Source organism: Bradyrhizobium sp. S3.7.6 (assembly GCF_054061875.1).
Map to the genome: position 1 here is coordinate 4,360,236 of NZ_JBSSEQ010000001.1, position 25,954 is coordinate 4,386,189.

At 64.5% G+C, this 25,954-nt stretch carries 27 protein-coding genes; 18 read left to right on the top strand and 9 right to left on the bottom strand.

The window, feature by feature from the left end; translation table 11 throughout:
• Nucleotides 1–147: 147 nt before the first annotated feature.
• The 3 genes from ACVJ5M_RS20980 to ACVJ5M_RS20990 all read left to right on the top strand — a co-directional run bounded on the left by ACVJ5M_RS20980 (nucleotide 148) and on the right by ACVJ5M_RS20990 (nucleotide 2,681).
• A complete protein-coding gene (locus ACVJ5M_RS20980) occupies nucleotides 148–1,008 on the top strand; it encodes an alpha/beta fold hydrolase (protein ID WP_063982761.1) in 861 nt (286 codons plus the stop codon).
• Nucleotides 1,009–1,152: 144 nt separating this feature from the next.
• Nucleotides 1,153–1,896, top strand: coding sequence for a vWA domain-containing protein (locus tag ACVJ5M_RS20985; RefSeq protein WP_039147674.1), 744 nt, complete (start codon nucleotides 1,153–1,155; stop codon nucleotides 1,894–1,896).
• A gap of 59 nt (nucleotides 1,897–1,955) precedes the next feature.
• Nucleotides 1,956–2,681, top strand: a complete 726-nt coding sequence (locus tag ACVJ5M_RS20990; protein ID WP_063982763.1) for a DnaJ domain-containing protein — start codon at nucleotides 1,956–1,958, stop codon at nucleotides 2,679–2,681.
• 219 nt (nucleotides 2,682–2,900) lie between these two features.
• On the opposite strand, the gene ACVJ5M_RS20995 is transcribed toward ACVJ5M_RS20990, so the two are convergent.
• Nucleotides 2,901–4,751: a D-alanyl-D-alanine carboxypeptidase gene (locus tag ACVJ5M_RS20995; RefSeq protein ID WP_166342147.1), complete on the bottom strand. Its 1,851-nt coding sequence runs from the start codon at nucleotides 4,749–4,751 to the stop codon at nucleotides 2,901–2,903.
• Between the two features lie 389 nt (nucleotides 4,752–5,140).
• Here ACVJ5M_RS20995 and ACVJ5M_RS21000 point away from each other — a divergent pair, with 389 nt between their 5' ends.
• On the top strand, nucleotides 5,141–5,479 hold the full coding sequence (locus ACVJ5M_RS21000) for a phasin family protein (protein ID WP_014494653.1): 339 nt from the start codon (nucleotides 5,141–5,143) through the stop codon (nucleotides 5,477–5,479).
• Nucleotides 5,480–5,596: 117 nt separating this feature from the next.
• Here the strand turns inward: ACVJ5M_RS21000 and ACVJ5M_RS21005 are convergent, their stop codons facing one another.
• Nucleotides 5,597–5,860 carry a hypothetical protein gene (locus ACVJ5M_RS21005; RefSeq protein ID WP_166340944.1) on the bottom strand — a complete coding sequence of 88 codons (264 nt, stop codon included), beginning with the start codon at nucleotides 5,858–5,860 and terminating at the stop codon, nucleotides 5,597–5,599.
• A 456-nt stretch (nucleotides 5,861–6,316) separates the two neighbouring features.
• Between ACVJ5M_RS21005 and clpS the strand changes: the two genes are divergently transcribed.
• Both clpS and clpA read left to right on the top strand, forming a co-directional pair.
• Entirely contained in the window at nucleotides 6,317–6,649 is a 333-nt protein-coding gene (clpS, locus tag ACVJ5M_RS21010) for an ATP-dependent Clp protease adapter ClpS (protein WP_014494655.1), read from the top strand.
• A gap of 291 nt (nucleotides 6,650–6,940) precedes the next feature.
• On the top strand, nucleotides 6,941–9,355 hold the full coding sequence (clpA, locus tag ACVJ5M_RS21015; protein WP_014494656.1) for an ATP-dependent Clp protease ATP-binding subunit ClpA: 2,415 nt from the start codon (nucleotides 6,941–6,943) through the stop codon (nucleotides 9,353–9,355).
• A gap of 71 nt (nucleotides 9,356–9,426) precedes the next feature.
• On the opposite strand, the gene ACVJ5M_RS21020 is transcribed toward clpA, so the two are convergent.
• The 5 genes from ACVJ5M_RS21020 to ACVJ5M_RS21040 all read right to left on the bottom strand — a co-directional run bounded on the left by ACVJ5M_RS21020 (nucleotide 9,427) and on the right by ACVJ5M_RS21040 (nucleotide 14,039).
• Nucleotides 9,427–9,885 carry a PEGA domain-containing protein gene (locus ACVJ5M_RS21020; protein WP_166342146.1) on the bottom strand — a complete coding sequence of 153 codons (459 nt, stop codon included), beginning with the start codon at nucleotides 9,883–9,885 and terminating at the stop codon, nucleotides 9,427–9,429.
• A 117-nt stretch (nucleotides 9,886–10,002) separates the two neighbouring features.
• A complete protein-coding gene (locus tag ACVJ5M_RS21025) occupies nucleotides 10,003–11,424 on the bottom strand; it encodes an MFS transporter (protein ID WP_354099977.1) in 1,422 nt (473 codons plus the stop codon).
• Between the two features lie 183 nt (nucleotides 11,425–11,607).
• Nucleotides 11,608–12,633, bottom strand: coding sequence for an aldo/keto reductase (locus ACVJ5M_RS21030; protein WP_354078228.1), 1,026 nt, complete (start codon nucleotides 12,631–12,633; stop codon nucleotides 11,608–11,610).
• A 113-nt stretch (nucleotides 12,634–12,746) separates the two neighbouring features.
• Nucleotides 12,747–12,983 (bottom strand): hypothetical protein, encoded by a 237-nt coding sequence (locus ACVJ5M_RS21035; protein WP_354095843.1) that lies wholly within the window; start codon nucleotides 12,981–12,983, stop codon nucleotides 12,747–12,749.
• 99 nt (nucleotides 12,984–13,082) lie between these two features.
• Nucleotides 13,083–14,039 carry an AraC-like ligand-binding domain-containing protein gene (locus ACVJ5M_RS21040; protein WP_456679381.1) on the bottom strand — a complete coding sequence of 319 codons (957 nt, stop codon included), beginning with the start codon at nucleotides 14,037–14,039 and terminating at the stop codon, nucleotides 13,083–13,085.
• A gap of 196 nt (nucleotides 14,040–14,235) precedes the next feature.
• On the opposite strand from ACVJ5M_RS21040, the gene ACVJ5M_RS21045 reads away from it, so the two are divergent.
• Nucleotides 14,236–15,252 (top strand): carbon-nitrogen hydrolase family protein, encoded by a 1,017-nt coding sequence (locus tag ACVJ5M_RS21045; protein ID WP_354099979.1) that lies wholly within the window; start codon nucleotides 14,236–14,238, stop codon nucleotides 15,250–15,252.
• Between the two features lie 28 nt (nucleotides 15,253–15,280).
• Nucleotides 15,281–16,321 carry a phenylacetaldoxime dehydratase family protein gene (locus ACVJ5M_RS21050; RefSeq protein ID WP_354099980.1) on the top strand — a complete coding sequence of 347 codons (1,041 nt, stop codon included), beginning with the start codon at nucleotides 15,281–15,283 and terminating at the stop codon, nucleotides 16,319–16,321.
• On the opposite strand, the gene ACVJ5M_RS21055 is transcribed toward ACVJ5M_RS21050, so the two are convergent.
• Nucleotides 16,318–16,956 carry an HAD family hydrolase gene (locus ACVJ5M_RS21055; RefSeq protein ID WP_085405549.1) on the bottom strand — a complete coding sequence of 213 codons (639 nt, stop codon included), beginning with the start codon at nucleotides 16,954–16,956 and terminating at the stop codon, nucleotides 16,318–16,320. The two genes, ACVJ5M_RS21050 and ACVJ5M_RS21055, sit on opposite strands and share 4 nt — an antisense overlap.
• Before the next feature lie 295 nt (nucleotides 16,957–17,251).
• On the opposite strand from ACVJ5M_RS21055, the gene ACVJ5M_RS21060 reads away from it, so the two are divergent.
• The 6 genes from ACVJ5M_RS21060 (at nucleotide 17,252) to ACVJ5M_RS21085 (ending at nucleotide 22,017) form a co-directional block, all read left to right on the top strand.
• Nucleotides 17,252–17,446 (top strand): hypothetical protein, encoded by a 195-nt coding sequence (locus ACVJ5M_RS21060; RefSeq protein WP_063982774.1) that lies wholly within the window; start codon nucleotides 17,252–17,254, stop codon nucleotides 17,444–17,446.
• Between the two features lie 56 nt (nucleotides 17,447–17,502).
• Nucleotides 17,503–17,751 (top strand): type VI secretion system-associated protein TagO, encoded by a 249-nt coding sequence (locus ACVJ5M_RS21065; RefSeq protein WP_063982775.1) that lies wholly within the window; start codon nucleotides 17,503–17,505, stop codon nucleotides 17,749–17,751.
• 108 nt (nucleotides 17,752–17,859) lie between these two features.
• Nucleotides 17,860–20,145 (top strand): glycosyltransferase family 4 protein, encoded by a 2,286-nt coding sequence (locus ACVJ5M_RS21070; RefSeq protein ID WP_354078235.1) that lies wholly within the window; start codon nucleotides 17,860–17,862, stop codon nucleotides 20,143–20,145.
• Nucleotides 20,146–20,179: 34 nt separating this feature from the next.
• Nucleotides 20,180–21,478 (top strand): glycoside hydrolase family 130 protein, encoded by a 1,299-nt coding sequence (locus ACVJ5M_RS21075; RefSeq protein WP_085405552.1) that lies wholly within the window; start codon nucleotides 20,180–20,182, stop codon nucleotides 21,476–21,478.
• 59 nt (nucleotides 21,479–21,537) lie between these two features.
• A complete protein-coding gene (locus ACVJ5M_RS21080) occupies nucleotides 21,538–21,780 on the top strand; it encodes a hypothetical protein (protein ID WP_063982778.1) in 243 nt (80 codons plus the stop codon).
• Nucleotides 21,781–21,822: 42 nt separating this feature from the next.
• Complete coding sequence (locus ACVJ5M_RS21085) at nucleotides 21,823–22,017, top strand: hypothetical protein (protein ID WP_063982779.1); 195 nt, start codon at nucleotides 21,823–21,825, stop codon at nucleotides 22,015–22,017.
• Between the two features lie 82 nt (nucleotides 22,018–22,099).
• Here ACVJ5M_RS21085 and ACVJ5M_RS21090 read toward each other — a convergent pair whose 3' ends face one another.
• On the bottom strand, nucleotides 22,100–23,116 hold the full coding sequence (locus ACVJ5M_RS21090) for a TRAP transporter substrate-binding protein (RefSeq protein WP_354078238.1): 1,017 nt from the start codon (nucleotides 23,114–23,116) through the stop codon (nucleotides 22,100–22,102).
• A 21-nt stretch (nucleotides 23,117–23,137) separates the two neighbouring features.
• Here ACVJ5M_RS21090 and ACVJ5M_RS21095 point away from each other — a divergent pair, with 21 nt between their 5' ends.
• The 4 genes from ACVJ5M_RS21095 (at nucleotide 23,138) to tsaA (ending at nucleotide 25,897) form a co-directional block, all read left to right on the top strand.
• Nucleotides 23,138–24,178 carry a transglycosylase SLT domain-containing protein gene (locus tag ACVJ5M_RS21095; protein WP_456679382.1) on the top strand — a complete coding sequence of 347 codons (1,041 nt, stop codon included), beginning with the start codon at nucleotides 23,138–23,140 and terminating at the stop codon, nucleotides 24,176–24,178.
• A gap of 108 nt (nucleotides 24,179–24,286) precedes the next feature.
• Nucleotides 24,287–25,027, top strand: coding sequence for an AzlC family ABC transporter permease (locus ACVJ5M_RS21100; protein WP_063982781.1), 741 nt, complete (start codon nucleotides 24,287–24,289; stop codon nucleotides 25,025–25,027).
• Nucleotides 25,024–25,374, top strand: coding sequence for an AzlD domain-containing protein (locus ACVJ5M_RS21105; RefSeq protein ID WP_063982782.1), 351 nt, complete (start codon nucleotides 25,024–25,026; stop codon nucleotides 25,372–25,374). Before ACVJ5M_RS21100 ends, ACVJ5M_RS21105 begins: the two co-directional genes overlap by 4 nt.
• 31 nt (nucleotides 25,375–25,405) lie before the next feature.
• Nucleotides 25,406–25,897, top strand: a complete 492-nt coding sequence (tsaA, locus tag ACVJ5M_RS21110) for a tRNA (N6-threonylcarbamoyladenosine(37)-N6)-methyltransferase TrmO (RefSeq protein ID WP_028150555.1) — start codon at nucleotides 25,406–25,408, stop codon at nucleotides 25,895–25,897.
• Nucleotides 25,898–25,954 lie beyond the last annotated feature (57 nt).

Here is a 25,954-nt window from a genome sequence, read left to right on the forward strand (position 1 = left end):
AAAGGGCTGAAGTTCACAATATTTAAGCTTCCTGTCACGCGGCTGTGACATATATTAGGGAATAGGCGACCAGGGGCCGAAGAGCCCCGGAAGAACACGATTTTCAACAGGGATTCAGGCCGCAAGAGCCTGAGGCTGAGGACGAAAATGAAGCGTGGAATTGCCGTTCTGGTTTCGGTTAGTGCCCTCTTCGGCGTCGCCTATGTCACGGCGAGCAAGTGGGCGATCAGGCACGAGACCGTCACCTTCTACGACGCCTCGCGCGACAACCGTCCCGTGCCTGTCGATATCGCGGTTCGCCGCGACAAGGAAATGCAGGCCAATGCCGGCATGATCACGCTGCCGGTTGCCGTGATCAATCACGGCAACACCGTCAAGAATACCGAGTACGGCTTCCTCGCCAACATCTTCGCGGCGCGCGGCTATATGGTCGTAAGCCCGCAGCATGATTTGCCGACCGATCCTCCCATGGTGACGAAGCCCGGTGAGCTCTATGTCGGCCGGCTGCCGCAGATCCTGCGCGGCGTTGCCAACATCCATCTCGCCATGCAGGAGATGAAGAAGGTTCAGCCCAACGCCGATTACGACAGGGTGACGATGGTCGGCCACTCCATGGGCGGCGACATCACGATGTATTTCGCCAAGCAGTATCCCGATGAGGTCAAGAAGGTCGTCACGCTCGACAATCTGCGCGTGCCCTTCGTCACTGCCGGCAAGTTCAAGATCCTGTCGTTCCGTTCGCAGGATCCGCAGTTCAAGACCGACGCGGGTGTCATCCCAACCGATGAGGAATGCGAGAAGGCCGGCATCCAGGTCGTGAAGACCGAATTCCAGCACAACGACATGCGCGACACCGGTCCGGATGCAGCGAAGAACTCGATCCAGAGCATGCTCGACAAGTTCCTGAGCGACGGCGACAGCGCCGTGGCGCCCGTCGATACGCGCTCGGCCCCGCCCAATATCCTGGAGCCCGGTCCGGTTGCTCTGATGGCGCCTGCCAAGAGCTGACACCGACACCAGCTGACACCGACCCGCTCCGATCGTCAGCACGACCTGCAAAGCCTCCGCCGGCATCCGCCAGCGGAGGCTTTGCACATTGACCGGGCCGCAGGCGCTATCCACATTAGCCGCTCACGCAAGAAGCGAGCAGGGATGCCCGGCGAACCCGTCAAACCGCGTGGCCGTGATGCCGTCTCGAGCCAAACCGGCGGCACGCTGCCTCAAGCCAGCACCGCGGAGGACATCGCCGCGTTCGTCGCCAAGGCGCGTGCGCTGTCGCCGCATGCCCCCGGCGCGAAGGGGCGGCTGATTTTCGCGCTGGATGCGACTATGAGCCGGCAGCCGACCTGGGACATGGCCTGCGCGCTCCAGGCGGACATGTTCCGCGAGGCCGCAGCGATCGGCAGCCTCGACATCCGGCTCGTCTACTATCGCGGCTTGAACGAGTGTCGCGCCACGGGCTGGATCTCCGACAGCGCGAAGCTCGCGACGCTGATGAGCAAGATCGACTGTCGCGGCGGCGACACCCAGATCGGCAAGGTGCTGAGCGACGTGCGGCGCGAGGCGGTCGCCTCGGGCGTGCGTGCCGTCGTCTTCGTCGGCGATGCCATGGAGGAGAAGGTCGACGAGCTCTGCGCCAAGGCCGGCGAGCTCGGCATGCTCAAGGTCCCCGTGTTCGTGTTTCAGGAAGGCGCCGACGCCGTGGCCGAGCAGGCCTTTCGCGAGATCGCGCGGCTGACCGGCGGGGCCTGGTGCCGGTTCGATCCCGGCGCGGCGGCGCAGCTTCGCGAGCTGTTGCGCGCGGCCGCGGCCTATGCCGCCGGCGGCCGCGAGGCGCTGTTGAAACTTGCCAAGAGTGCGAGCGGTGCGGCCAAGCTGATCGGGCAGATGAAGTAGCGGCCCGCGTCGGAGACGGACGCCATGCATTTTGCCGTGAGGGCGACTATATTCCGGCCATGACCCTGATCGCCGGCGCCATCGCCGTTATCACGCTTTATCTGCTGCTCCAGATGTTCCGCTCCGCCAATCCGGCGGTGCTGGCGCGCACCATCAAGTTCGGTGGCGGCGTGGTGGCGCTCGCGGTCGCAGCGTTCACTGGCCTGCGGGGCGAGCTGGCGGTGGCGATCCCGCTCGGGATTTTCGGCGCCGGGCTCCTGGGCTGGACGCCGCTGGCGAATGCCGGCTTCGGCAATATCGGCGGGCTGTTCGGCGGTGGCGCAACGCGCCCGGCCGGACAGGCCTCGCGCGTACGCTCGCAATTCCTGGACATGCGGCTCGACCACGATTCGGGTCAGCTCGCCGGCCAGATCGTCGCCGGTCCTCACGCCGGGCGCGATCTCCAGGAGTTCGATCTCGCTGGCCTGCTGGCGATGGCTCCGGCGTTCGACGCCGAGAGCGTGGCCCTACTTGAAAGCTATCTGGACCGCCGGTTTCCCGCCTGGCGTCAGAACGCGCAGGGCGATGCGGCAGGGCGGCAGCGCCGCACGGCGCCGAGCGGCAAAATGACGGCGGAGGAAGCCTATCAGATCCTTGGCCTGCAGCCGGGCGCGGGGCGCGACGACATCAGCCGGGCGCACAAGTCCCTGATGAAGAAACTCCATCCCGACCAGGGGGGCTCGACGTATCTCGCTGCCCGTGTGAACGAGGCCAAGGATACTCTGCTTCGCACGCATAACGGCTAACTCCGGCACTACGCTACAAACGCCCGTACCGCGTAAGCTCCGCTTGCTCTGTCTGCCGTCGCCCCGATGCCCGCCTTTGTCGGCGTGGTCGATCCCTTGAGTAAAGTTTTAACCGTAAATCCTTGACGAGAGGTTGTCGCGGAACTGGCATCGCCGCATCCCCCAAAACAAAAATGCCCGCGCAAGGCGCGGGCATTTTGATTGGAGCGGTACGACAGATCAGTTGCGGACGGTGATGCAGGAGATGTCGGCGCGCTTCAGGGCGCGGCAGACGGCTTCGGCCTGGTCCCGCTCGAGCCCGGCGAAACGGGCCCGGTAAAGCTTGCGATTGTCCTTGGCGAGGACCGGCTCGGTGAACGGGTCGGCCTTGCTGAGCAGGCCGCGGGCGGAGCTGCGGGCGGCGTCGATGCGCTGCTGGGCTTCGTTCTCGCTCTCGAGTGCGCCGACCTGGACGATCCAGCCGCTATGGGTGACGACCGGCTTGGTGGTGGCGCTCATCTGGATCGGCTGCGGCACAGGATCGGCCGAAGCGAGCTTCGCAGCAGCCGGAGTGGGCGCCGCGGCCGTTGCGGCGGGCAGCACGCCGAGGATGCCATTGCCGGTGCCGAAGCCCGCCGGCTGACGGGGCATCTCGGTGCGGGCGAGCTCGGCCTTCGGCGCTTCGGGCTGGCTCGCCATCTCGGGCTTGTTGATGAGATCGGCGCGGGCGACGACGGCGCCGGAGGTCTCCGCGACGTCGGAGCGGGCCGCAATCGTGCTCGTGACCTGCGGTGTGACCTGAGCCGGCGCGGCGGAGGCGACCTTCACGGTGCCGGCCTTGACCTGAACCGTCTTCACCCGGACTGGCTTCATCGGCTCGGACGAGCCGGGGATGATGGAGAGCGGCTGGCTGGAGATCACGCCATTGGTGAGCGGCGCGGGCTCGATCCTGGATTCAGTTGGCCGAACCTCAGGCTTGCTGGTGTCAGGCCTGGCTTGAGCCGGCGGCATCGCGGCGGTCGCAGCCGCCAGCGCTGAGAGGCGCGAGGCGAGGCGCTGCGGGGCCGTTTCGGGGGCAGGGGCGGCCGCGGCCTGCTGGACCTGCGGAGCGGGGCGGGCCGGGGTCTCCGATGCATCGGCGACGTCGGTATTGGCATCTGCGCCGTTGCGCTCGGTGACGGCGACGACGGTGTGGGTGGTGGCGCCCTTCTCGAGGTTCTCCGCGAGCAGGTTGCGCATGGTGGCGTCGCGCGAGCCGCCGCTGCGGCCGCCGAGCACCACGCCGATCAGGTGGCGGTTGCCGCGACGCATCGAGGTCACGAGGTTGAAGCCGGAGGCGCGGGTGTAGCCGGTCTTGATGCCGTCCACGCCCTCGACGCTGCCGAGCAGGTGGTTATGGTTGCGGATCGACTGTCCGCGCCAATTGAACGTCGAGGTCGCGAAATAGCGATAGTAGCGCGGGAAGCGCTCCTGGATGGCGCGGCCGAGCGTGGCCTGGTCGCGCGCGGTCGTGACCTGCTCGTCGTTGGGAAGGCCGTTGGCGTTGCGGTAGACCGTCTTGGACATGCCGAGCGAGCGCGCCTTGCGCGTCATCATCTGGGCGAAGTCGTCCTCGTCGCCGCCGATCGCTTCCGCGATCACGACGGCCGCATCGTTGGCGGAGCGGGTGACGAGGCCCTTGATCGCGTCCTCGACGCGGATGGTCTGGCCGGCACGGAGGTTCAGCTTGGTCGGATCCTGATCGGCGGCGTGCTGCGAGACCGGCATCTCGGTGTCGAGCTTCATCCTGCCGGACTCGAGGCGCTCGAACAGCAGATAGAGCGTCATGATCTTGGTGAGCGAGGCGGGGTGGCGGATTCCGTCCGGGCTCGTTGCCTGGAGCACGGAGCCGGAATTGCCGTCGACGATGATCGATGCGAATTTCGGGCTGGAGCTGTCGGACACATCGCGCTGCACCCGGTGGTGAGCGTATTGGCGCCGGTGACGCCGTGCCTCGGCAGCATCGGTGAAGATGACTACGGCGGTGACCGTAAGAAGCCCGAAAACGCCAACCCGCGCCAAGCGCGAGGAAGACAAGTTTTTACGAAGCATGAAACCCCGTCCCCGTTTCTGACTTGATCACCGGCCCGTGAGGCGAAATTGTGCCCACTCGACCCGGGATCATTACCTGCTCAGGCTGTCTCTCCGCTGGTGTTCGCTGCGGGAAACGTTGGGCCTGAGCCGCTGTTCTGGCTAAGGTGATGTTCTCGAACGGCTTTTGACCGTTCGCGGAAGCTGAACACGTCCAGGGAATCAGGGTAGGGGTCCGCGGTTTCCAAAAGCTTAAGGAACCATTGCGGGAAACCCCGGGAATCTCAGCGATTTGCATCTAATTTTGTGCGCCGCACAAGATTCTTGACTTTTTTGTGCGTTGCACTATTTTTGGGCGGAGTCAGGGAGCCGGGGCTTCCGGACCAAAGCCAGGGAAAAAGGATTCCGAAATGTTCAAGGTTGAAGACTTTCAGAGCTACGGGAAAGAGCAGTTCGAGCAGTGCGTTGCTTCCGCGACCTCGATGCAGCATGGCCTCCAGGCGATCGCCAGCGCGTATGGCGACTACACCAAGAAGTCGTTTGAAGACACCAAGTCCTTCGTCGAGAAGCTTTCCGGCGTGAAGTCGCTGGACAAGGCCGTGGAAGCGCAGACCGACTTCGCCCGTTCCAGCTACGAGACCTTCGTTGCGGAATCGCAGAAGATCGCCGGCCTTTACAGCGACCTCGCCAAGCAGGCGTTCAAGCCGGTCGAGACCATCGTTTCGAAGTTCACCCCGGCTGCCAACTAACGTCCTCTGGAACTCCTGGAATCGAAAAGCCCGGCTGGTTCAGCCGGGTTTTTTTGTTGTCGCGACAGAGATCCGGTTCAGCGCGCCACGCGCAGCTTCGACAACGACGTACCGACGTCAACCCCACACGGTCTGGACAGAACGTGTCGATGCCGCTCGCGCAATGCTCGCCGCTTCGGCGTCATCGCGCAGCTTCTTCCGCCGCGTGTCGATCTGCGAGGCATTGCTGTACCACCAGCGATTCTGCGCATCGAGAGCGCCGGCGAGGAGCACGAGGCCACTGAGCTGATCGACCAGGTTCTTCGCGGCCGTCGGCATCGCCGACATCTTGCCGTCCTGGGCCATCGAGCCGGCGTTGTCGAGCAGCATGGCGACGCGCATGCGCACCAGGCGCCAAGCGATTGAACGGCAGCTCGATGGGACCGTAGAAAACCGGAGGTATCCCGCGAAATCGCCGCTGCCGCTTAACGGCCGGATTCCTGGTGAAGATGTTCTAAACGGTGCCGGCCGAAACTTTTGTCAAATCGGTCCGGATTGACTAACCTTGGTCAGGATCGCCGGACCGGGAATCGGGACTGCCTCGACCATTTTGGCCAGACCGTTGCACGCTTGCGGCGAGCCGGGGGCGGGCCCATATTCCCTACAATCGAGCCGGGCTTGACCGGACCGGTTGGAAGCGGTGATCCAACAAGGCGGCGCGCCCGTGCAAAGCTCCGAAGGGCGGGGCCGCGCGGCTGACCGTCACTCGCTTCCGTGGGGAATTTGAACGCCTGAGCCATGCCGCACCTGACTTTCAGACTAGACCTGTCCGCGCAAGCCGCTGCCCACGCTCCTCGTATGAGCAATGACGAGAACCGTTCGGGCGGACCGACGGGGCCGAATACGTCTGTCATCACCAAGGTCAAGCCGAAGACCAAACGGCCGAACCTGTATCGTGTGCTGATCCTGAACGACGACTACACGCCGATGGAATTCGTCGTCCATGTGCTGGAGAAGTTCTTCCAGAAGGACATCGAGGCCGCGACCAAGATCATGCTGCATGTCCATCATCACGGCATCGGCGAGTGCGGCGTATTCACCTACGAGATCGCCGAGACCAAGGTGACGCAGGTGATGGACTTCGCCCGCAAGCACCAGCATCCGCTGCAATGCGTGATGGAAAAGAAATAGCTGCGCGTTCACATCCAGAGTTATTTAGATCGGTTCTGGTCGCGCGGTATGTGACGGCAGCACATCCTGCTGCGTGATCCCGCGAAAATCAGCGGCGTCAATCCTGCCCAAATGGGTAGTTCTGCCCAAATCGGAACGGGTTTTGCATCGAGCATGCCGTGGGCGCGTAATGCCCATTTGAGTCGCGGAACCGGTCTTTCGCCGCGGTCTTGTATAACTATATGTGACAAAGGTTGTTGTTGCCTGACCGGGCGATGGCGATCATGATGGTGGGGGCCATAGAGGACGCGAATGCCGACTTTTTCCCAAAGCCTTGAACAATCCCTGCATCGTGCGCTGGCGATCGCAAACGAGCGTCATCACCAATACGCGACGCTCGAGCATCTCTTGCTCTCCCTGATCGACGACTCCGATGCAGCCGCCGTCATGCGCGCCTGTAGCGTCGATCTCGACAAGCTCCGCACGAGCCTCGTCAATTACCTTGAAACCGAATTCGAGAATCTGGTGACGGATGGCGCCGACGACGCCAAGCCGACCGCCGGTTTCCAGCGCGTGATCCAGCGCGCGGTGATCCATGTGCAGTCGTCCGGTCGCGAAGAGGTGACCGGCGCCAACGTGCTGATCGCGATCTTCGCCGAGCGCGAGAGCCATGCCGCGTACTTCCTGCAGGAGCAGGACATGACGCGCTATGACGCCGTCAACTACATCAGCCACGGCATCGCCAAGCGGCCGGGCGTCTCCGAGGCGCGGCCGGTGCGCGGCGTCGACGAAGAGACCGAGGCAAAGGGTACCGAGGACGCCAAGAAGAAGGGCGAAGCGCTCGAGACCTATTGCGTCAACCTCAACAAGAAGGCGCGCGACGGCAAGATCGATCCGGTGATCGGACGCAATTCCGAGATCAACCGAGCGATCCAGGTGCTGTGCCGCCGGCAGAAGAACAATCCGCTGTTCGTGGGCGAGGCCGGTGTCGGCAAGACCGCGATCGCGGAGGGCCTCGCCAAGCGCATCGTCGACAGCGAGGTGCCGGAGGTTCTTGCGGCTGCGACCGTGTTCTCGCTCGACATGGGCACGCTGCTCGCGGGCACGCGCTATCGTGGCGACTTCGAGGAGCGCCTGAAGCAGGTGCTGAAGGAGCTCGAAGCGCATCCCAACGCCATCCTGTTCATCGACGAGATCCACACCGTGATCGGTGCGGGCGCGACGTCGGGCGGGGCGATGGATGCGTCGAACCTGCTCAAGCCGGCGCTTGCCTCGGGCACGATCCGCTGCATGGGCTCGACCACCTACAAGGAATACCGCCAGCACTTCGAGAAGGACCGCGCGCTGGTGCGGCGCTTCCAGAAGATCGACATCAACGAGCCGACGGTCGAGGACGCGATCGCGATCCTCAAGGGCCTCAAGCCTTACTTCGAGGACTACCACCGGCTGAAGTACACCAACGAGGCGATCGAGGCTGCGGTGCAGCTCTCCTCGCGCTACATCCACGACCGCAAGCTGCCCGACAAGGCGATCGACGTGATCGACGAGTCCGGCGCGGCGCAGATGCTGGTGGCTGAGAACAAGCGCAAGAAGACCATCGGCATCAAGGAGATCGAGACCACGATCGCGTCGATGGCGCGGATCCCGCCGAAGAGCGTGTCGAAGGACGATGCCGAGGTGCTCAAGCATCTCGAGCAGACCCTGAAGCGCACCGTGTTCGGTCAGGACAAGGCGATCGAGTCGCTTGCCGCATCGATCAAGCTGGCGCGTGCCGGTTTGCGCGAGCCGGAGAAGCCGATCGGCTGCTATTTGTTCTCGGGTCCGACCGGCGTCGGCAAGACCGAGGTTGCAAAGCAGCTCGCGGCGTCGCTCGGCGTCGAGCTGTTGCGCTTCGACATGTCCGAATACATGGAGCGGCACACTGTGTCGCGTCTGATCGGCGCGCCTCCCGGCTATGTCGGCTTCGACCAGGGCGGTCTGCTCACTGACGGCGTCGATCAGCATCCGCATTGCGTGGTTCTGCTCGACGAAATCGAGAAGGCGCATCCCGACCTCTACAACGTGCTGCTCCAGATCATGGATCACGGCCGGCTCACCGACCACAACGGCAAGCAGGTCAACTTCCGCAACGTGATCCTGATCATGACCACGAACGCAGGTGCTTCGGATCTCGCCAAGCAGGCGTTCGGCTTCACCCGCTCGAAGCGGGAAGGCGACGACCACGAGGCGATCAACCGGCAGTTCGCGCCGGAATTCCGCAACCGTCTCGATGCCATCGTCTCGTTCGGCCATCTCAGCGTCGAGGTGATCGGCACGGTCGTGGAGAAGTTCGTGCTTCAGCTCGAGGCTCAGCTCGGCGATCGCGACGTCACCATCGAACTGTCCGAGCCCGCCAAGACCTGGCTGGTCCAGCATGGTTACGACGAGCAGATGGGCGCACGGCCCATGGCCCGCGTCATCCAGGAGCACATCAAGAAGCCGCTGGCTGACGAGGTGCTGTTCGGCAAGCTCAAGGGTGGCGGCCACGTCCGCGTCGTCCTGGTCAAGGACGAGGCCGACGAGACCAAGGACAAGATCGGGTTCGAGTTCCTCGACGGTCCGATCACGCCGAAGCAGGAGAAGCTGCCCGGCGCCCGCAAGCGTCCGCCGGGCAAGTCCAAGCCGGGCGGTGGTGGCTCCGGCGGTTCGAAGGGGCCGACCTCGAAGGGCCCGCTGGTCAAGGCTTGATTGCGAGCGATATGAATTGAAAAGGCCGGCTGAAAAGCCGGCCTTTTTGTTTGCGTGGCAGTTGCGAGGCGCTAGGTGCCGGTGTCAGGCGCAGGCGCCGCCGGCGGCCGCGGCTTCTTCGGCGCGGGTGGCCGTGCGCGAGCGGGAGCTGACGGCTGCATGGTCACGATGACAGGGTTGGGCTTGTGATCGGTTGCCGCCGCGGTGGCAGCATCGACGCCCATGCCGACGACACCGCCGAGCAAAAGATTTCCGGCGAAGCCGGCGGCCCCGGAGGTCGGTATGTCCCGGCTGAGCGGCACGATCTGCGGTTCATAGCCTTCCTTCTGGAAGGTGATCGAAATGTCGGCGTTCCGCTTGACGACCACGGAGCACGGCGTCGTGCAGGTGGTCGGAACTTCCATTCCGCTGACGACGGCTTCCACGCCCGACGGTGTCGATGAGATGCTGATGTTTTCGGTCGTGCCTCGCGTGACAGACGCGCAGCCGCCCAGCATGACGCTGAGCGCCACAATTCCAAATGAACGCATGAAATGCCCCTTATTCCCCGCGTCAATGAAGCGCAACCGGGAGGGCAATACGTCATTGGTCCAGATAGTTAAGCCACGCACAAGTTGCGCGCGAGAGCAGCAGAACCTGGACGTGAGCTATTCGCCGCGCAGGCGCTGGTCGTCCTGTACCCGGACGTGCTCGGCGCCGCGCGCGCCCGCGGGCGACAGCCGCAGCATGCTCAGCACTGCACCGCACAGCGCAAATCCGACGCCGACAAGGAGCGCGATCCTGGTTCCCTCGGTCGGATAGCGGCCGAGCAGCAGCGCCACCAGCGCCGCGCCGGTGGTCTGGCCGAGCAGGCGCGCCGTGCCCAGCATGCCGCTGGCGCCGCCGGCGCGCTCGCGCGGGGCGGCCGCGATCATGGTGCGGTTGTTGGGGGTCTGGAACAGGCCGAAGCCGGCCCCCGCCAGCGCCATCCGCCAGATCACGTCGAGCGGTGTCGGGCTTACAGGCAGGAAGGCGAGTGCGCCGAGGCCACAGGCAAACAGCGTGAGCCCGATGCCGCCGAGCAGGCCGGCCGGATAATGCTCGACCAGGCGGCCGGCGAGCGGGGCTGCGAGCGCCACCGCGATCGGCCAGGGCGTGATCAGAAGTCCCATATGCACGGCGGAATAGCCGAAGCGGCTCTGGAGGTAGAAGGGGATCGCGACGAAGGCCAGCATCTGTCCGCAGAACGAGGCGATCGAGGTCGCAATCGACAGCGCGAACACCGGGATGCGCAACAGGTCGACCGGCAGCAGCGGCGAGGTCATGTGGGTTTCGCGGTAGATCAGCAGCGCGCCTGCGACGATTGCGATGGCGAATTGAACGAGACAGGTGATGGCGGCTTCGCCATGACCGACGCTGTCGACGGCCGCGATGCCGACGCCGAAGGTGATCGCGGATAGTCCTGCGCTCTGCCAGTCGAAGGAACGGCTGGCGGGTTTTGTGTGCGGCAGGCTGCGCAGGCCGAGCACCAGCGTCACCGCACCCAGCGGGACGTTGATGGCGAACAGCCAGGGCCAGGTTCCGACCGCCAGGATGCCCGCGGCGAGCGTCGGGCCGACCGCGGCCGAGAAGGCGACGACGAGCGCGTTGATCCCGATGCCGCGACCGAGCTGGCTGCGCGGGTAGGTGAAGCGCACCAATGCCGCGTTGACGCTCATGATGCCGGCCGCACCAAAACCCTGGATGATGCGCGCGATCGTCAGCAGCGGTAGCGTATGCGCCAGCGCGCAGAAGGCAGATGCGAGCGTGAACAGTACGAGCCCGGCCAGATAGACGCGGCGATAGCCGACGATCTCGCCGAGCGACGCCAGTGGAAGCAGCGAGATCGTGATCGCGAGCTGGTAGCCATTGACGATCCAGATCGAGAAGGCCGGGCTCGCATCGAGGTCGGCCGCGATTGTCGGCAGCGCCACGTTGGCGATGGCGCTGTCGACGACCGCCATGATGATGCCGAGTGCAATCGTCAGCACCGCCTGGTTGCGCAGCGGCTGCGGCAGGCCGTCGGCATGCTCGATCGGGGCAGACGACATGATGGAGGCGAGCCTGATTGGAGCCTTGATTCATCCCCGAATTAGGAAGTTGCAGGATGGATCGCAACCCGGCAGGACCCGGACGGTTCCTGTGCCGGAAGCAGGCCTTCCGGCACAGGAAAACGCGTCGGGACCGCTTTCGCGAGGGCTCGGGGAGCCGAGCGGTCGGGCAGTTGGCCGTCTCTACACCGCCGGCGGATTGCGGTCGGTGAAGGTGGTGCGCTGGTGCCAGTAGGGATAGGGCAAGGTCACCTTGCTCGCGGCATCCAGCTTTGCGATCTGGTCCTGGGTCAATGTCCAGCCGACCGCGCCGAGATTTTCGCGCAGCTGCGTCTCGTTGCGCGCGCCGATGATCAGCGTCGAGACCGTCGGACGCTGGAGCAGCCAGTTCAGCGCAATCTGCGAGACGCTCTTGCCCGTCTCCTTGGCGACCTCGTCGATCGCCTCGACGACGCGATAGACGTGCTCATCGGGCACGGGCGGGCCGAAATCGGCGGTCTTGGGCAGGCGACTGACCTCGGGCTTCGGTTGACCCCGTCGGATTTTTCCGGTGAGGCGCCCCCAGCCAAGCGGTGACCAGACCACTGCGCCCAACCCCTGGTCCACGCCGAGCGGCATCAGCTCCCATTCGTAGTCGCGCCCGATCAGGGAATAGTAGGTCTGGTTGGCGACGTAGCGTGGGAAGCCATGCTTGTCGGCAACCGAGAGCGACTTCATCAGGTGCCAGCCCGAAAAGTTGGAGACGCCGACGTAGCGGATCTTGCCGGCGCGCACGAGCACGTCGAGAGTCGCAAGCACCTCTTCAGGCGGGGTGAACGCGTCGAAGCCGTGAAGCTGGAACAGGTCGATGTAATCGGTGCCGAGCCGGCTCAGCGAACCGTCGATTGCCGCGAGCAGATGCTGCCGCGACGAGCCGATGTCGTTGGGCCCATCGCCGAAGCGGAAGGTGGCCTTGGTCGAGATCAGAACCTTGTCGCGGCGGCCCTTGATGGCCTCGCCGAGGACGCGCTCGGATTCGCCGAGCGAATAGACGTTGGCGGTGTCGAACATCGACACCCCGGCATCGAGGCAGATATCAAGAAGGCGCCGCGCCTCGGCCGCGTCCGTCGTACCCCATGCAGCAAGGCGGCCGACGCCGCCGAAGGTGCCCGTTCCCAGGCTCAAAGCGGGCACCATGAGGCCGGATCGGCCCAAGCGTCGGTATTCCATGATATGCTCCTCGGCTGGCCGCTGGTTGACCGGTGCGGCCTTTGGGCGATGGTAATGCAAGCGCGGGCCGCGTCCTATCACGCGCTCACATACCGGCCTTGCTCGGGAATGGCCTAGTCGTGCAGGCGCATGTCATCGAATGCTGCATCGGCAACGCGCGCGCCGGGCGACTTCACCGATGACTGAACCTCGACCCTGGTTGCGGGCGAGGGGAAGCAGGCGGCTTCGCCGTCACGCGCCTGCCGCGGCAGCAGCGTCAGCCCCCACCCCACCAGGACCAGCACCGCGAGCCTGATCGCGATCACACCCAGCAACAGCTCCGATCCGCTTATGGTGGCGTGAGTCCTCATGCACGCGAGCCTGATGCGCACAGCCGGACAAGGCAATCTGGAATTGACGAGCCTTGCCTTCGCCTGCAGCGAAGGCTCGAGGTGATAGCTGGCTGGATGTCAGTGCCGCAACTGGCTCTGCCTGAAGTCGCGCGGCGACATTCCGAAATGCTCGCGGAAAACGCGGCCGAAATGCGAGAGATCGTTGAAGCCCCAGGCGAAGGCGATCTCGCTGACGTGGCGATGGGCCAGCACGGGCGAAGCGAGGTCTCGCCGGCATTGGGCGAGACGCTCGGCAAGCACATGGCGCTGGAACGAGGTATCCTCGTCGGCGAGGAGATCGTTCACATAGCGCGGCGAGATGCCGAGTGCAGCAGCGGCCTCCGACAGCGAGAGGTCGGGATCCGCCAAATGAGCGCGGATATGGGCCTTCAAGCGATAGAGCAGGGCGGAGCGGTGGGTGGAGGACGGCAGCGATGTCTTGCCGAGCCGTTCGCTCAGCGCCATCGCGAGCAGATCGACGGCCTGCTCCGACAACGACGCAGCGTTGTCCGGGGCAAGTCGGTCCGCGCTCTGGCAAAGCCTGAAGATGAAATCATAGGCGAGCCGTTCGAGCGGCACATCGGCGCCGAACGACATCGCGGTGAGTGTCTCGGTGGCGCCGAGCCGGCGCTGCAACATCTCGCGCGGCAGCTTGAAGATGGTCTGCGTGAAGGCGTGGTTGAACTTCAGCTCATAGGGACGCGTCGTGTCGTAGAGCGCGAACTCGCCGGGATGGATCACGGTCTCGCGGCCGTCCTGCACCACGCCTCCGTCGCCGCGATTGCCGAGCGCAACCAGGACAAAATCCTGATCCGAACGCGCGATGCGGGACGGCGTCCGGAACACGTGCTGGCGGTCGGAGCAGACCTCGGAGCACACGGCCTTGCCGAGCGGGGCCTGCGTGACCGAGCCGCGAAAGGCGCTGCCGAGGTCGGACTTGCAGTCGAGCCCGACGAAGACGTCGCAGACAATGTCCTGCCACAGCGCCAGCCGCCGGTAGCCGGGGCTGCCGTTTGTCGTGAACTGGATTGGCATCGGCAAGCCTCCCTGTCACATCCAGCAAAACCGCATGTAGGCGCAGATCCAGCCAGGCCGAAGGCAAGTCCCGTACCCGTCGGCGATCCCGGCCAGTCGAGTTTTTGTTCCACTGCGGTCGAGCGCCCGGCCGGGTGGCTTGGCCAAATAGACTGCATCGGACGTGGCTTCCGATCAACCGGCAATGGAGGCGGGAATGGGCATCGAACATCCGAAATACAAGGTCGCGGTGGTGCAGGCGGCGCCGGCCTGGCTGGATCTCGACGCGTCGATCGACAAGTCGATCGCGCTGATCAGGGACGCCGCCGAGAAGGGCGCCAAGCTGATCGCCTTTCCCGAGGCCTTCATCCCCGGCTACCCCTGGCATATCTGGATGGACTCGCCGGCCTGGGCGATCGGCCGCGGCTTCGTGCAGCGCTACTTCGACAACTCGCTGTCCTATGACAGTCCGCAGGCCGAGCGGCTGCGCGACGCCGTACGCAAGGCAAAGCTCACCGCCGTGCTCGGCCTGTCCGAGCGTGACGGCGGCAGTCTCTATCTGGCGCAATGGCTGATCGGGCCGGACGGCGAGACCATCGCAAAGCGCCGCAAGCTGCGGCCGACCCATGCCGAGCGCACGGTCTATGGCGAGGGTGACGGCAGCGATCTTGCCGTCCACGCAAGAGCCGACATTGGCCGCATCGGAGCATTGTGCTGCTGGGAGCATCTCCAGCCATTGTCGAAATATGCGATGTACGCCCAGAACGAGCAGGTGCATGTCGCGGCCTGGCCGAGCTTCTCGCTCTACGATCCCTTCGCGCCGGCGCTCGGCGCCGAGGTCAACAATGCCGCCTCGCGCGTCTATGCGGTGGAGGGCTCCTGCTTCGTGCTCGCGCCGTGCGCGACGGTCTCGCAGGCCATGATCGATGAGCTCTGCGACCGGCCGGACAAGAATGCGTTGCTGCATGTCGGTGGCGGATTCGCCGCGATCTACGGTCCCGACGGCAGCCAGATCGGCGACAAGCTGGCGCCGGACCAGGAAGGGCTGCTGATGGCCGAGATCGATCTCGGTGCCATCGGTGTTGCCAAGAACGCTGCCGATCCCGCCGGGCATTATTCGCGGCCCGACGTGACGCGGCTCCTGCTTAACAAGAAGCGATATCAGCGCGTCGAGCAGTTCGCGCTGCCGGTCGACACCATTGAGCCCACGGACATCGCGGCGGCGGCGAGCTGATCGCCGGGATCAAGGGGAGGGTACGATCATGGAATCCGCAATTCCTCTGCATCTCGAGACCCAGCGCACGCGCCACAAGCGCGTGCCGGACGATTACCAGCCGCCATATCCGTCGTTCGTGGCGCGCTACAAGCCCGCCGTAAGCAGCGTCGTGATGGCCTATTTCGGTGTGCAGCATCGCGGCGCGGCGCCGGCGGCTGCGACGGAGGCACTCGCCGAGATTGCGGCGCGGTTTGCTGCCGAGGGCGGGCCTTCGCATTGGGACCGCGCCCGCTACGTCGACCGCGCCGGTTATGAGACCGCCGTGTCGGTTGCCTATTGGGATGACATCGCGCGCTTCGACGCATGGTTCGCGCCGGCACGCGAGGCGTGGACTGTGAAGGCGCGCGAGGGCATCGGCACCTTCATCGAGGTGCTGCGTCCCACGGTCGCCCGGCACGAGACGCTGTTCTCCTCGCTCGACCGGCCCGAGGGCGTGGCCGCAATCGCCGACGGCATGAGCGGCGAGGTGCAGGAGCACGCCTATTGGGGCGGCATGCGCGATCGCATTCCGCTGTCGCAGACCGATCCGATGACGCCGGGCGGCGCGCCGGAATTGATCCGCGACGGCGCGCGGCTGCGGGTGAAGGCGCATGACAATCTCTGCCTGATCCGCTCCGGGCAGGACTGGAGCGATACGGAGGCATCGGAACGCAAGCTCTATCTCGACGATGTCGAGCCGGTGCTGCGCGAGGGCATGGATTTCCTGCGCGACGACGGGCTAGCCATCGGATGCTACGCCAACCGCTACATGCAGGTGCTCTCCGCCGACGGCAACGTGAGCGAAAAGTCCTACGGCCAGAGCTGGTGGAAGAGCCTCGCCGCACTGGAACGCTGGGCGGAGTCACATCTGACCCACGTCAAGATATTCGGCGCGGCGATGAAATACCTGTCGACGCTCGGGCCGTCGGCAAAGCTACGGCTCTATCACGAGGTCACGGTGGCGGCCGCGGACGAGCAGCTCTTCGAATATCTGAACTGCCATTCGAAGACCGGCATACTGGCGGCCGTCGAGACCGTCAGCGCCTAGGCTGCGCAGTGACCGAGCAGTTCGGGATGCGCGGCGCAGATGTGATGTGCGCCGGCATCCCGCAGCTCGGCCTCGCTGCCATAACCATAGAGCACGCCGATCGCGGTCATGCCGTTGGTGCGGGCGCCGATCACGTCGTGGCTGCGGTCGCCGATCATGATCGCGCTGCCGGGATCGACCTTGGTTTCGTCGAGCGCATAGCGCAGCAGGTCGCGCTTGTCGACACGCGTGCCGTCGAGCTCGGAGCCGAACACGCGCTCGAAATACGGTTTCAGGCCGAAATGATCGACGATGCGGGTGGCGTAGACCGCGGGCTTGCTGGTGGCGACGAACATACGCTGGCTGGTTGCCGCGATCGTCGTCAACGTGTCGATGATGCCGGCATAGGCCTCGTTCTCGAACAGGCCGATATCGGCAAATCGCTCGCGATAAAGCAGTAGCGCACGGTCGGCGAGCTCGTCGCTTCCGGTGAGCTTCTTCAGGCTGGCGTGCAGGGGCGGCCCGATGCACCAGGTCAGCTCGTCCTCGCTCGGCACGGCAAGGTCGAGCCGCTCCAGCGCGTATTGGATCGAGCGGGTGATCCCGGGCTTCGGGTTGGTCAGCGTGCCGTCGAGATCGAAGAAGATTGTAGCCATGCCAGTCGTGCCCGTGTTGATACCGCCGTTGTTTGACCTAAACGAGGCCGCTGCTCAAGGCAACGCCGCCGCGTCGATGCGTGCCGTTTTAAGGCTCGCTATTGGCAGGGCATAAGCGTAGGGTCCTGCGATCACCGCCCTTCCCATGGCATCCATCGGTGACTGAGGGTCACTAGCGCTCCCGCCGAACGAGGAGGAGCGCGCATGCCTCGCTTTAATCTGGCCGACTGGATCGTGCCGCCGGTGATCGTCCCTCTGTTTCTGTTGCTCCTGGTGGCTGCTGCAGCTTTTCTGCATGGATAGGACGCCGCTCCAATATCTGGTGAGCGGACGCGATCAAAGCGGCTACGTCAGCCTGGCCCGCACCACGACGGCCGCCGCTCTGAAGAAGGCAAGGGAGCTGTTGCAGGAAGGCTATGTCGACGTGCGGATATGCACGCCGCAGGGCCGGGTTCTGCTGTCTGACGAGTTCGACCAGTTCGAGGCATGAGGAGCGCAGGGGCGTCAAACGGCGCGCCCGGATCCTTCGCGAGGAACGATACCCGTATGAAAATCCTTATTGTCGCATTGGCGCTTGGCACATTCGTGCAAAGTGCAGTCGCCAAAGAGCCGGACTGCCGCGCGATCGAGAGCACGAGCGGACGGCTTGCCTGCTACGACGCTGCGTTTCCGCCGAAAGCGAAGCAACCCACTGCTGCCGAACAAGACGCAGCGCGGGCTGCCTACAAGGACCCGTTCATTGCGGAAGAGGCCAGAACCGCAGCGAAGCTGAAGAATATCTGTCGCGGCTGTTGAGGTTTGCAATCAAGCAGCGCGTGGCGGAGGTGACGGACGACAGAATTCGCCGGCGCGTCCGCCCGCCGTGCACGCTCCGACATCAAGCGAAATCATAGAGGTGCCGACATGACGCCGCTCCGCCGTATCGCCGTGATCGGCAACTCGCTGCCTCGACGATGCGGAATTGCGACCTATACGACCGACCTGAAGAACGCGATATCGATTTCGCGCCAGGATCTGGAGACCAGCATCGTGGCAATGACCGATCGCGGTCAAGCCTATGATTATCCTCCGGCGGTCGCGTTCCAGATCAAGGACGGCAATATCGAAGACTACATGCGGGCCGCGGATTTCCTCAATGCCGGCCGGTTCGATGCGGTGTGTTTGCAGCACGAGTTCGGGATTTTCGGTGGTGAGGCCGGGGCCCATATCCTCGTGCTGTTGTCCCGCCTTGCCATGCCGGTGGTGACGACGTTCCATACCGTGCTCGCCGATCCGACACCTGCGCAGCGGACGGTCATGGAGCGCATCGTCGAGGCGTCGTCGAAGGTCGTGGTGATGGCCAATAAGGGCCGCGAACTGCTGCGCGACGTCTACCGGGTGGCCGATGACAAGATCGAGGTCATCGCCCACGGCATTCCGGATGTCGCCTTCGTCGAGCCCGATGCAGCGAAGGCCAAGCTTGGATTTGAGCAAAAATCGGTCATCCTGACATTCGGCCTGTTGTCACCGAACAAGGGCATCGAAATCATGATCGACGCCATGCCGTCGATTCTGAAGCGCTGCGCGAATGCGGTGTATGTCGTGCTTGGCGCAACGCACCCCAACCTGGTCCGAAATCAGGGCGAGGCCTATCGCGAGAGCCTGATGGCGCGGGTGCGCGAACTCGGAATTGACGACCACGTGGTATTCTTCGACCGGTTCGCGGATCTCGCCACGCTGCTCGAATTCATCTCGATGTGCGACGTCTATGTCACGCCCTATCTCAACGAGGCCCAGATGACCTCGGGAACCCTGGCCTACAGCTTCGGATTGGGGAAGCCGGTCGTCTCGACGCCTTACTGGCACGCCCGCGAGCTGCTTGCCGACGGGTGCGGCGTGCTGGTGCCTTTCAGCGACGCCGCGGCGATCGGCAACGAGATCGCAGGCCTGCTGACCGACGACGCCCGCCGGCAGGCGATGTCGCGGCGCGCCTATGCGGCGAGCCGGATGATGACATGGGAACGGGTGGCCGAGCGCTACGTGTCCGTCTTCGAGAATGTACGGCAAGGCCATCGGCTTAAACTCTTCGCGTGCTCGGACATCAATGTGCCGGAGCCACGTAGCCCCGCATCGCCCGATATGCAGATCGGCCATTTCCTGTCGATGTGCGATGATGTCGGCCTGTTCCAGCATGCGGTCCATTCGGTGCCGGATCGCGCGCACGGCTATTGCGTCGACGACAATGCCCGAGCGCTGCTGCTGGCCTGCGCCCTCAATGGTCCAGGCGAACAGCCGCTGTCGGAAATCCTAACGAGCCGGTTTGCGGCATTCGTGCAGCACGCCTGGAATCCCGACACCGGGCAATTTCGCAACTTCATGGGGTTCAATCGAACCTGGCTTGAGGACAGAGGGTCAGAAGACAGTCACGGGCGGACGCTATGGGCTTTGGGCGAGGCTGCACGCAGAGACGCGAGCCCGGCCCGGCGCCTGTGGGCCGCTGCTTTGTTCGCCCAGGCATTGTCGATCGCGACGAGCTTTCGTTCGCCCCGCGCATGGGCATTCATGCTGCTGGGTTTGGACGCCTATTGCGCTGTGGCTCCGGACGATCTCCACGCCAGGGACGTCCGGCATTCCCTTGCCGGCAGGTTGATGGCGTGTCTGGCGTCGGTCGAGACGTCGGACTGGGTGTGGTTTGAGGAAGGGCTGGCCTACGACAACGCGCGGCTGCCGCAGGCGTTGATCCTCACAGGCATGGCGACGCAGGCGCCCCAATATCTCGATGCCGGATTGAGGTCTCTGCGCTGGCTCATGACGCAGCAGACGACCGCGGCAGGGCATTTCCGGCCGGTCGGCACCGCCGGCTTCGGCGAGCGGCGGCAACGTCCCCGTGCGTTTGATCAGCAGCCCGTGGAGGCAACGGCGACGATCGCCGCCTGCCTCGCTGCGTGGCGTGCCGACGGCGATGCCGAATGGAAAGCCATGGCAACTCGGGCCTTCGCCTGGTTCCTGGGCAGCAACGATCTCTCAGTGGCGCTGGTCGATCCGCTCACTGGCAGTTGCCGGGATGGTTTGCACGCTGATCGCGCCAACGAAAACCGCGGGGGCGAGTCCGTTGTTTGCTATCTCCTCGGGCTTGCTGAGATGCGCCAGCTTGCGCGCGTCAACCCGAGCTTGACGAGGCCCACAGCCTTGCGCGCCGTGAGCGCCTAAACTTCATCTTTTCATTCAGCACGCCGAGGATACCGTGTCACAAGCTTCTTTCCTGAACCGGCAGGGGCTTAATCTGCGCCCCGATCCAGCGCGAGTCATCGTGCGGCCCTTCAAGCCGGCAACCGAACCCCGCGACCTGAACCCGACCGACAAGATGCGTGCAAATCATATCGTCGACCGGGTTCTGGCGCTCAGTTCGGAGGCCGTTGCAGTTCAGCTTGCGGATGTGCTCGACAATTTCCAGGGGCGACATCGTAACCTCCTGGAGCGGTTCGAGACCCGAGCGGATGAAATGGAGGACGCTTTCGCCACGCATGGCGTCTTCTCGAAGACGCAGCGCCAGCTGATTGGTGCCTATTTTCTCAGTGAGTATTCGTTCGAAGCCTCTGCCTTGTTCAACCCCAGCATCGTCCCGCACCCCGATCAATCGGGAGCACCGAACGGAGGTTCGCGATTCATCGTCAGCCTCCGGGCCATCGGCGAGGGGCATGTGTCGTCACTGACGTTTCGAACCGGAACGATTGCGGCTGACGGAAGCCTGGCCGTCGATCCGACGGCGCGCCTTGCCTCGGTCCCCCGGATCAGCCATCGCGTATCCGGATCGGACGGCGACCGTGTGGAACTGGTGTTCAGGCCCGAGGAAGACCTCAGCGAGCGGGTCATCTTTCCCGTGACCGAATCCCAATCTAACGGCATCGAGGATGCGCGCTTCGTCAAATTCAACGACGGTGATCGGGCGATCTACTACGCGACCTATACGGCCTATAGCGGACGTGCGATCCGGTCTGAATTGATCGAGACCAGCGACTTCATGTCGTTTCGGCTAACGCCTTTGCGGGGGGCTGCAGCCCACAACAAGGGCATGGCGCTGTTCCCACGCAAGATCGACGGCCGCTATGCCATGATCGCGCGACAGGACAATGAGAACCTGTATCTGGTCTATTCGGACGACCTCTACACATGGGAGGGCGGCCGGGTGCTTTTGAAACCGCAATTTCCCTGGGAGTTCGTCCAGATCGGCAATTGCGGGGCACCCATCGAACTTGACGAAGGTTGGCTGCTGCTGACGCACGGTGTCGGCCCGATCCGGAAATACTCGATCGGAGCGGCTCTGCTCGACAAGCGCGACCCGTCCAGGGTGCTGGCTCGCTCGGCCGAGCCGCTGCTGCGGCCTGAACCGTCCGAACGCGAAGGGTATGTCCCCAACGTCGTCTATACCTGCGGTGCGATGAGGCACAATGACCAGATCATCCTGCCATATGCCGTGTCGGACACCTTCTCCAGCTTTGCAACGATCAGGATTTCCGCGCTCATCGAAGCGATGCGCGGCTGAGCGCGGTTGTCGCGGTCGTTGACGTCAACTCCGTGTGTCAACAGGTCAGAGGTGCCGTCATGGTCCGCGAAACAACCTACGTGGTGCAGGCGTTCAACGCCGGCAAGGGTGGAAATCTGAAGGCCGACTCTCCCATCGTCTGCAAGTCGGAAAGCGGCGCGCTGCGCACGGCGGAGAGACTGGCCTTGAGCAAACTCGGCGTCGTCGCGTTCTCGTCCAGCGGCGATCCCGAAATGGGTGACTATGACGATGAGCCTACGGTGTTCTTCCGAAAGGGCGAGCTTCCGGCTGGTTTCGACTGAGGCCCTGATCGTGGTCGAGCAGATATTGGCGGAGAGGCACAGATGAACGAGCGACTGGACATATTGAAGAAGGCCCGCGATCGAATGATCGAGGACAGGGACACGCATGCGAAGGTGCTGGCCGCTCCCTTTGATCGCGACAATGCCGAGCGAGCACGGAACAAGTTTGTCGAGCTTCAAACGCTGATCGATGCCCTGGACCGCGCAATCAGCGCAGAAAAGCCGGCCTCGGCATAGGACCGAAGCGAGTGAAGGGCGGGACTGGCGGACATTTCAACGCAGCACCGCTGTGGCAAGCCGGCGGCCGCCACGGCTCGCCCTATTGCTGTCTCGCCCATTCGACGATCGCCGCGGCATCGGCGCCCGCCTGCGTCTCCCAGGTGGCGATCGCGGGCGTTGCCGCTTTCCGGAGCGCGGCGACGAGGGACGCCGGCGCCGGCTCGGCGATGCGGACGCCGTTGTCGCGCATGCGCGCATAATTTTCGATGGTGCGATGGGTCAATAGCGCGAATTGGCTTTGCTCGGTCTCGGCCGCCGCGGCCAGGACCTCGCGCTGCACCGGCTCGGACAGTTCGGCAAATGCGTCGCTGCGGACGAAGGCGATCGAGACCGGCATCGCGTAGTTGATCGCTGTGAAGTAGGGCAGGAAGTCCCAGAGCTTGCGTCCCGCGCCGCCGTCGCCGGAGGTCAGGAACGCATTCAGCCGGTGCTCCCTGAGGCCAGCGAGTGCCGCGTCCATCGGCAGGAACTGTGCATTCGCGCCGGCCGCGCGCATGACCTCGCCGGAGTTGGCGTCGTAGGCCCGCAAATTCAGTCTCGGCAGGGCGTCGGCGCCTTCCAGCGCATGGTCCGACCAGAGGCCCGTGGCCGGCCAGATCGTGACGTAGAGCAGCTTCAGGCCGCGCGCCGCGAGCGCCTTCTCGTAGAGCGGGCGCGCCCGCAGATTGGTGGCGCGGGCGAGGTCGACGGACTGCACCAGAAAGGGCAGGGTGGACAATCCGAGCACCGGGTCGAGGCCCGAAAGCACGCCCGCGAAGGCGTCGCCGCCGGCGATGCGACCATCCAGCGCGGCGCGCGGCATTTCGCCCGAGTTGATCTTGAGCTCGTTGTCGAAAGCGCTAGCTACGGTCACGAAACCGTTTGTGCGCGCCGCGACGCGATCGGCGAAACTGGTGAGCCCGATCCCGGAAATGTTGTTTTGCGGATATTCCGTGGTCATCCGCCAGTTGACTTGCGCCATGGCGGGCGCGGCGGACAGGACGAGGGCTAGGAGGACGAGGATCGCGCGGATCCCCTGGGCGGGGCAGCGCATTGGGAGAAGCGGGTCAAACAGCATATATTGGCAACTCGTCGAACCATGGCACGATGCCACAACATGGCAGATCATCTTGTTGCATGCCGCGCCGGAGCACGCCACAGCGATGCTTGGGCACGGCTGACGCGAACTGCATCACTCATCATCGCCGCACTGCTCGTCTCGGCGACACGGGTGGCGGCGTGGGACAGTTCGCCCGCGAAGACCAATATTGCTGTCCCCAGCGTCGAGGAGCTTGCGATGCCACCGGCGAATCCGGTCGCTGCGCGCGAGAGCGATACGCGGGAATCGATCTGCCTGATCGTCGAGGCCGCCGCACGGGATGCCAATCTGCCGCTGGAATTCTTCGCCCGCGTGATCTGGCAGGAAAGCCGATTCCAGGCCGATGCCGTGGGACCCATGACGCGCAGCGGCGAGCATGCGCAGGGGATCGCGCAGTTCATGCCGGGCACTGCGAGCGAGCGCGGGCTGCTCAATCCCTTCAACCCGGTGCAGGCGCTGCCGAAGTCGGCCGAATTTTTGAACGAGCTGCGCAACCAGTTCGGCAATCTCGGCTTGGCCGCAGCCGCCTATAACGCCGGGCCGCGCCGGGTGCAGGAATGGCTCGCCGGCACCGGCGGCATGCCGGAGCAGACCCGCAACTACGTCTATGCCATCACCGGCACGAGCGTTGACGCGTGGGCCAAGGCGGGAGCGACCGGCAAGGGACCGCCGAGTTCGCCGCCGACGAGCTGCCGCGATCTCATGGCGCTGCTGAAGCGCGCGCCGAATGCCTTTGTCGCCGAGCTCGAACAGCATGTCGAGCTCGCCGCCGCAAAGGTCTGGGGCGTACAGCTCGCTGCAGGCTTCGACCGCAACAGGGCGCTGGCGATGTATTCCCGCGCCGTCACGCGGCTGAACACCGTGATCGGCGACCGCGATCCGAGCCTGCTAAGCTCGGTGATGCGCAGCCGCGGTACGCGCGCGTTCTACCAGGTGCGCATCGGCGCGGACACGCGCAGCGAGGCGGATGATCTGTGCAACCGTATCCGCAAGGCCGGCGGTGCCTGCTTCGTGCTGAAGAACCGGGGTGTGAGCGGGTAGGCGCGTCTGCCCGCGCGCGCATGCCAGCCCCGCCGCGCGCTTCCTTGACGCCAGCCACGGCATTGCCCGTTATGCGAGCACGATTCCGCAATCCGGCCAAAGACTCCCGTGGCGCTTCCTCCGCTCGATTCCCCTCAATGGCAAAGTTCCTGGCGCGCGTTTGCGTGGGGACTGCGTTCGATCACGCAGACGATCCTCACGCTTGTCCTGTTCGCGACCTATCTCGGCATCGGCGCGCTCGCCCATGACACCCATTTCAGCCTGCTTTGGGCGCTCTGCTCGACGCTGTTCGTCTGGGCGGGCCCCGCGCAGATCATTTTGATCACCACGCTCGGCTCCGGCGCGACCATCATCCAATCGGCGATCGCGGTCACCGTCAGCGCGATCCGGCTGTTTCCCATGGTGGTCTCGGTGCTGCCCTTGATGCGCACGCCGACGACCAAGCGGCGCGAGCTGTTCTTCGCCGCGCATCTTACGGCGGTGACACTGTGGGTCGAATGCCATCGCTTCCTGCCGCAGGTGCCGCGCGAGCGGCGCATCGCCTTCGTCAACGGACTTGGTTTTGGTCTGGTCTCCGTGTGTCTCACCGCCAACACGGTCGGCTATTTCCTTGCCGCCAACCTGACGCAGACGCTCGGCGCCGCGATCCTGATGCTGACGCCGCTGTCGTTCCTGTTCTCGACCGCGCGCAACAGTCGCGAGGTCGCCGACGTCGTCGCGCTGACGCTCGGGGTTCTGCTCTATCCGCTAGCTGCGAAGATGAACTCCGGGCTCGACATTCTCGTCAGCGGTTTGGTGGCCGGCACGATCGCTTATGGCGTGCATTGGTGGCGGGAGGTGCGCGCATGAGCTTTGCGCAGCTCATCGGCGACTGGCACGCACTCGTCGTGCTGTTCGTTGCGGGCGTTGTTCCCAACCAGATATGGCGCATGCTGGGCCTGTGGTTCGGCGGCGGCATCGACGAGGGCTCGGAGCTGCTGGTCTGGGTGAGGGCGGTCGCCACCGCCATCCTGGCCGGCGTCATCGCCCAGATCGTGGTGGAGCCGCCGGGGGCGCTCGCCAGCGTGCCGGACGTCTTGCGCTATGGCGCGGTCGGCGCAGGCCTCGTCGCCTTCCTGCTGACCCGCCGCTCGATCTTCGCGGGCGTGGTGACAGGCGAAGTCTTCATGCTGGCCGGAAAGTGGTGGTTAGGCTAAAACCACCGGCGAACAGCAAGGAATGGGAAATATGGTTCGCGAAAACGAGCTCCGCGAGGGCGAGATCGCCATCGAGCTGCCGTCGACGGAGGATGCCGGCCTCGTCTTCATCGGCCGCATCCGCACGCCCTGGACCTCGCGGATGGAGACGCCGCGACAGGGGCGTCAGGACGGCCCGGTGTGCCGGCTCGAGATCTTCGAGCCGTTCGTGCCGGCCATCAAGGGCGTCGATTTCTACAGCAATCTCGAGGTGCTCTACTGGCTCGACAAGTCGCGCCGCGACATCGTCCTGCAAAGCCCGAAGAACAACGAGAAGACCCGCGGCACGTTTTCGCTGCGCTCACCGGTCCGGCCCAACCCGATCGGCACCTCGATCGTCAAGCTCGTCGGCATCGAGGGCAATGCCATTCTGGTGCGCGGGCTCGACTGCATCGACAACACGCCGCTGATCGACATCAAGCCAGATCGTTGCGAATTCACGCCGCTGGCCGCTCCGCAGGCAGGGGATTTTCAGACGGAGTGAGGGGCGCGCCGCCCTGACCTCGTCATTGCGAGGAGCTCTTGCGACGAAGCAATCCAG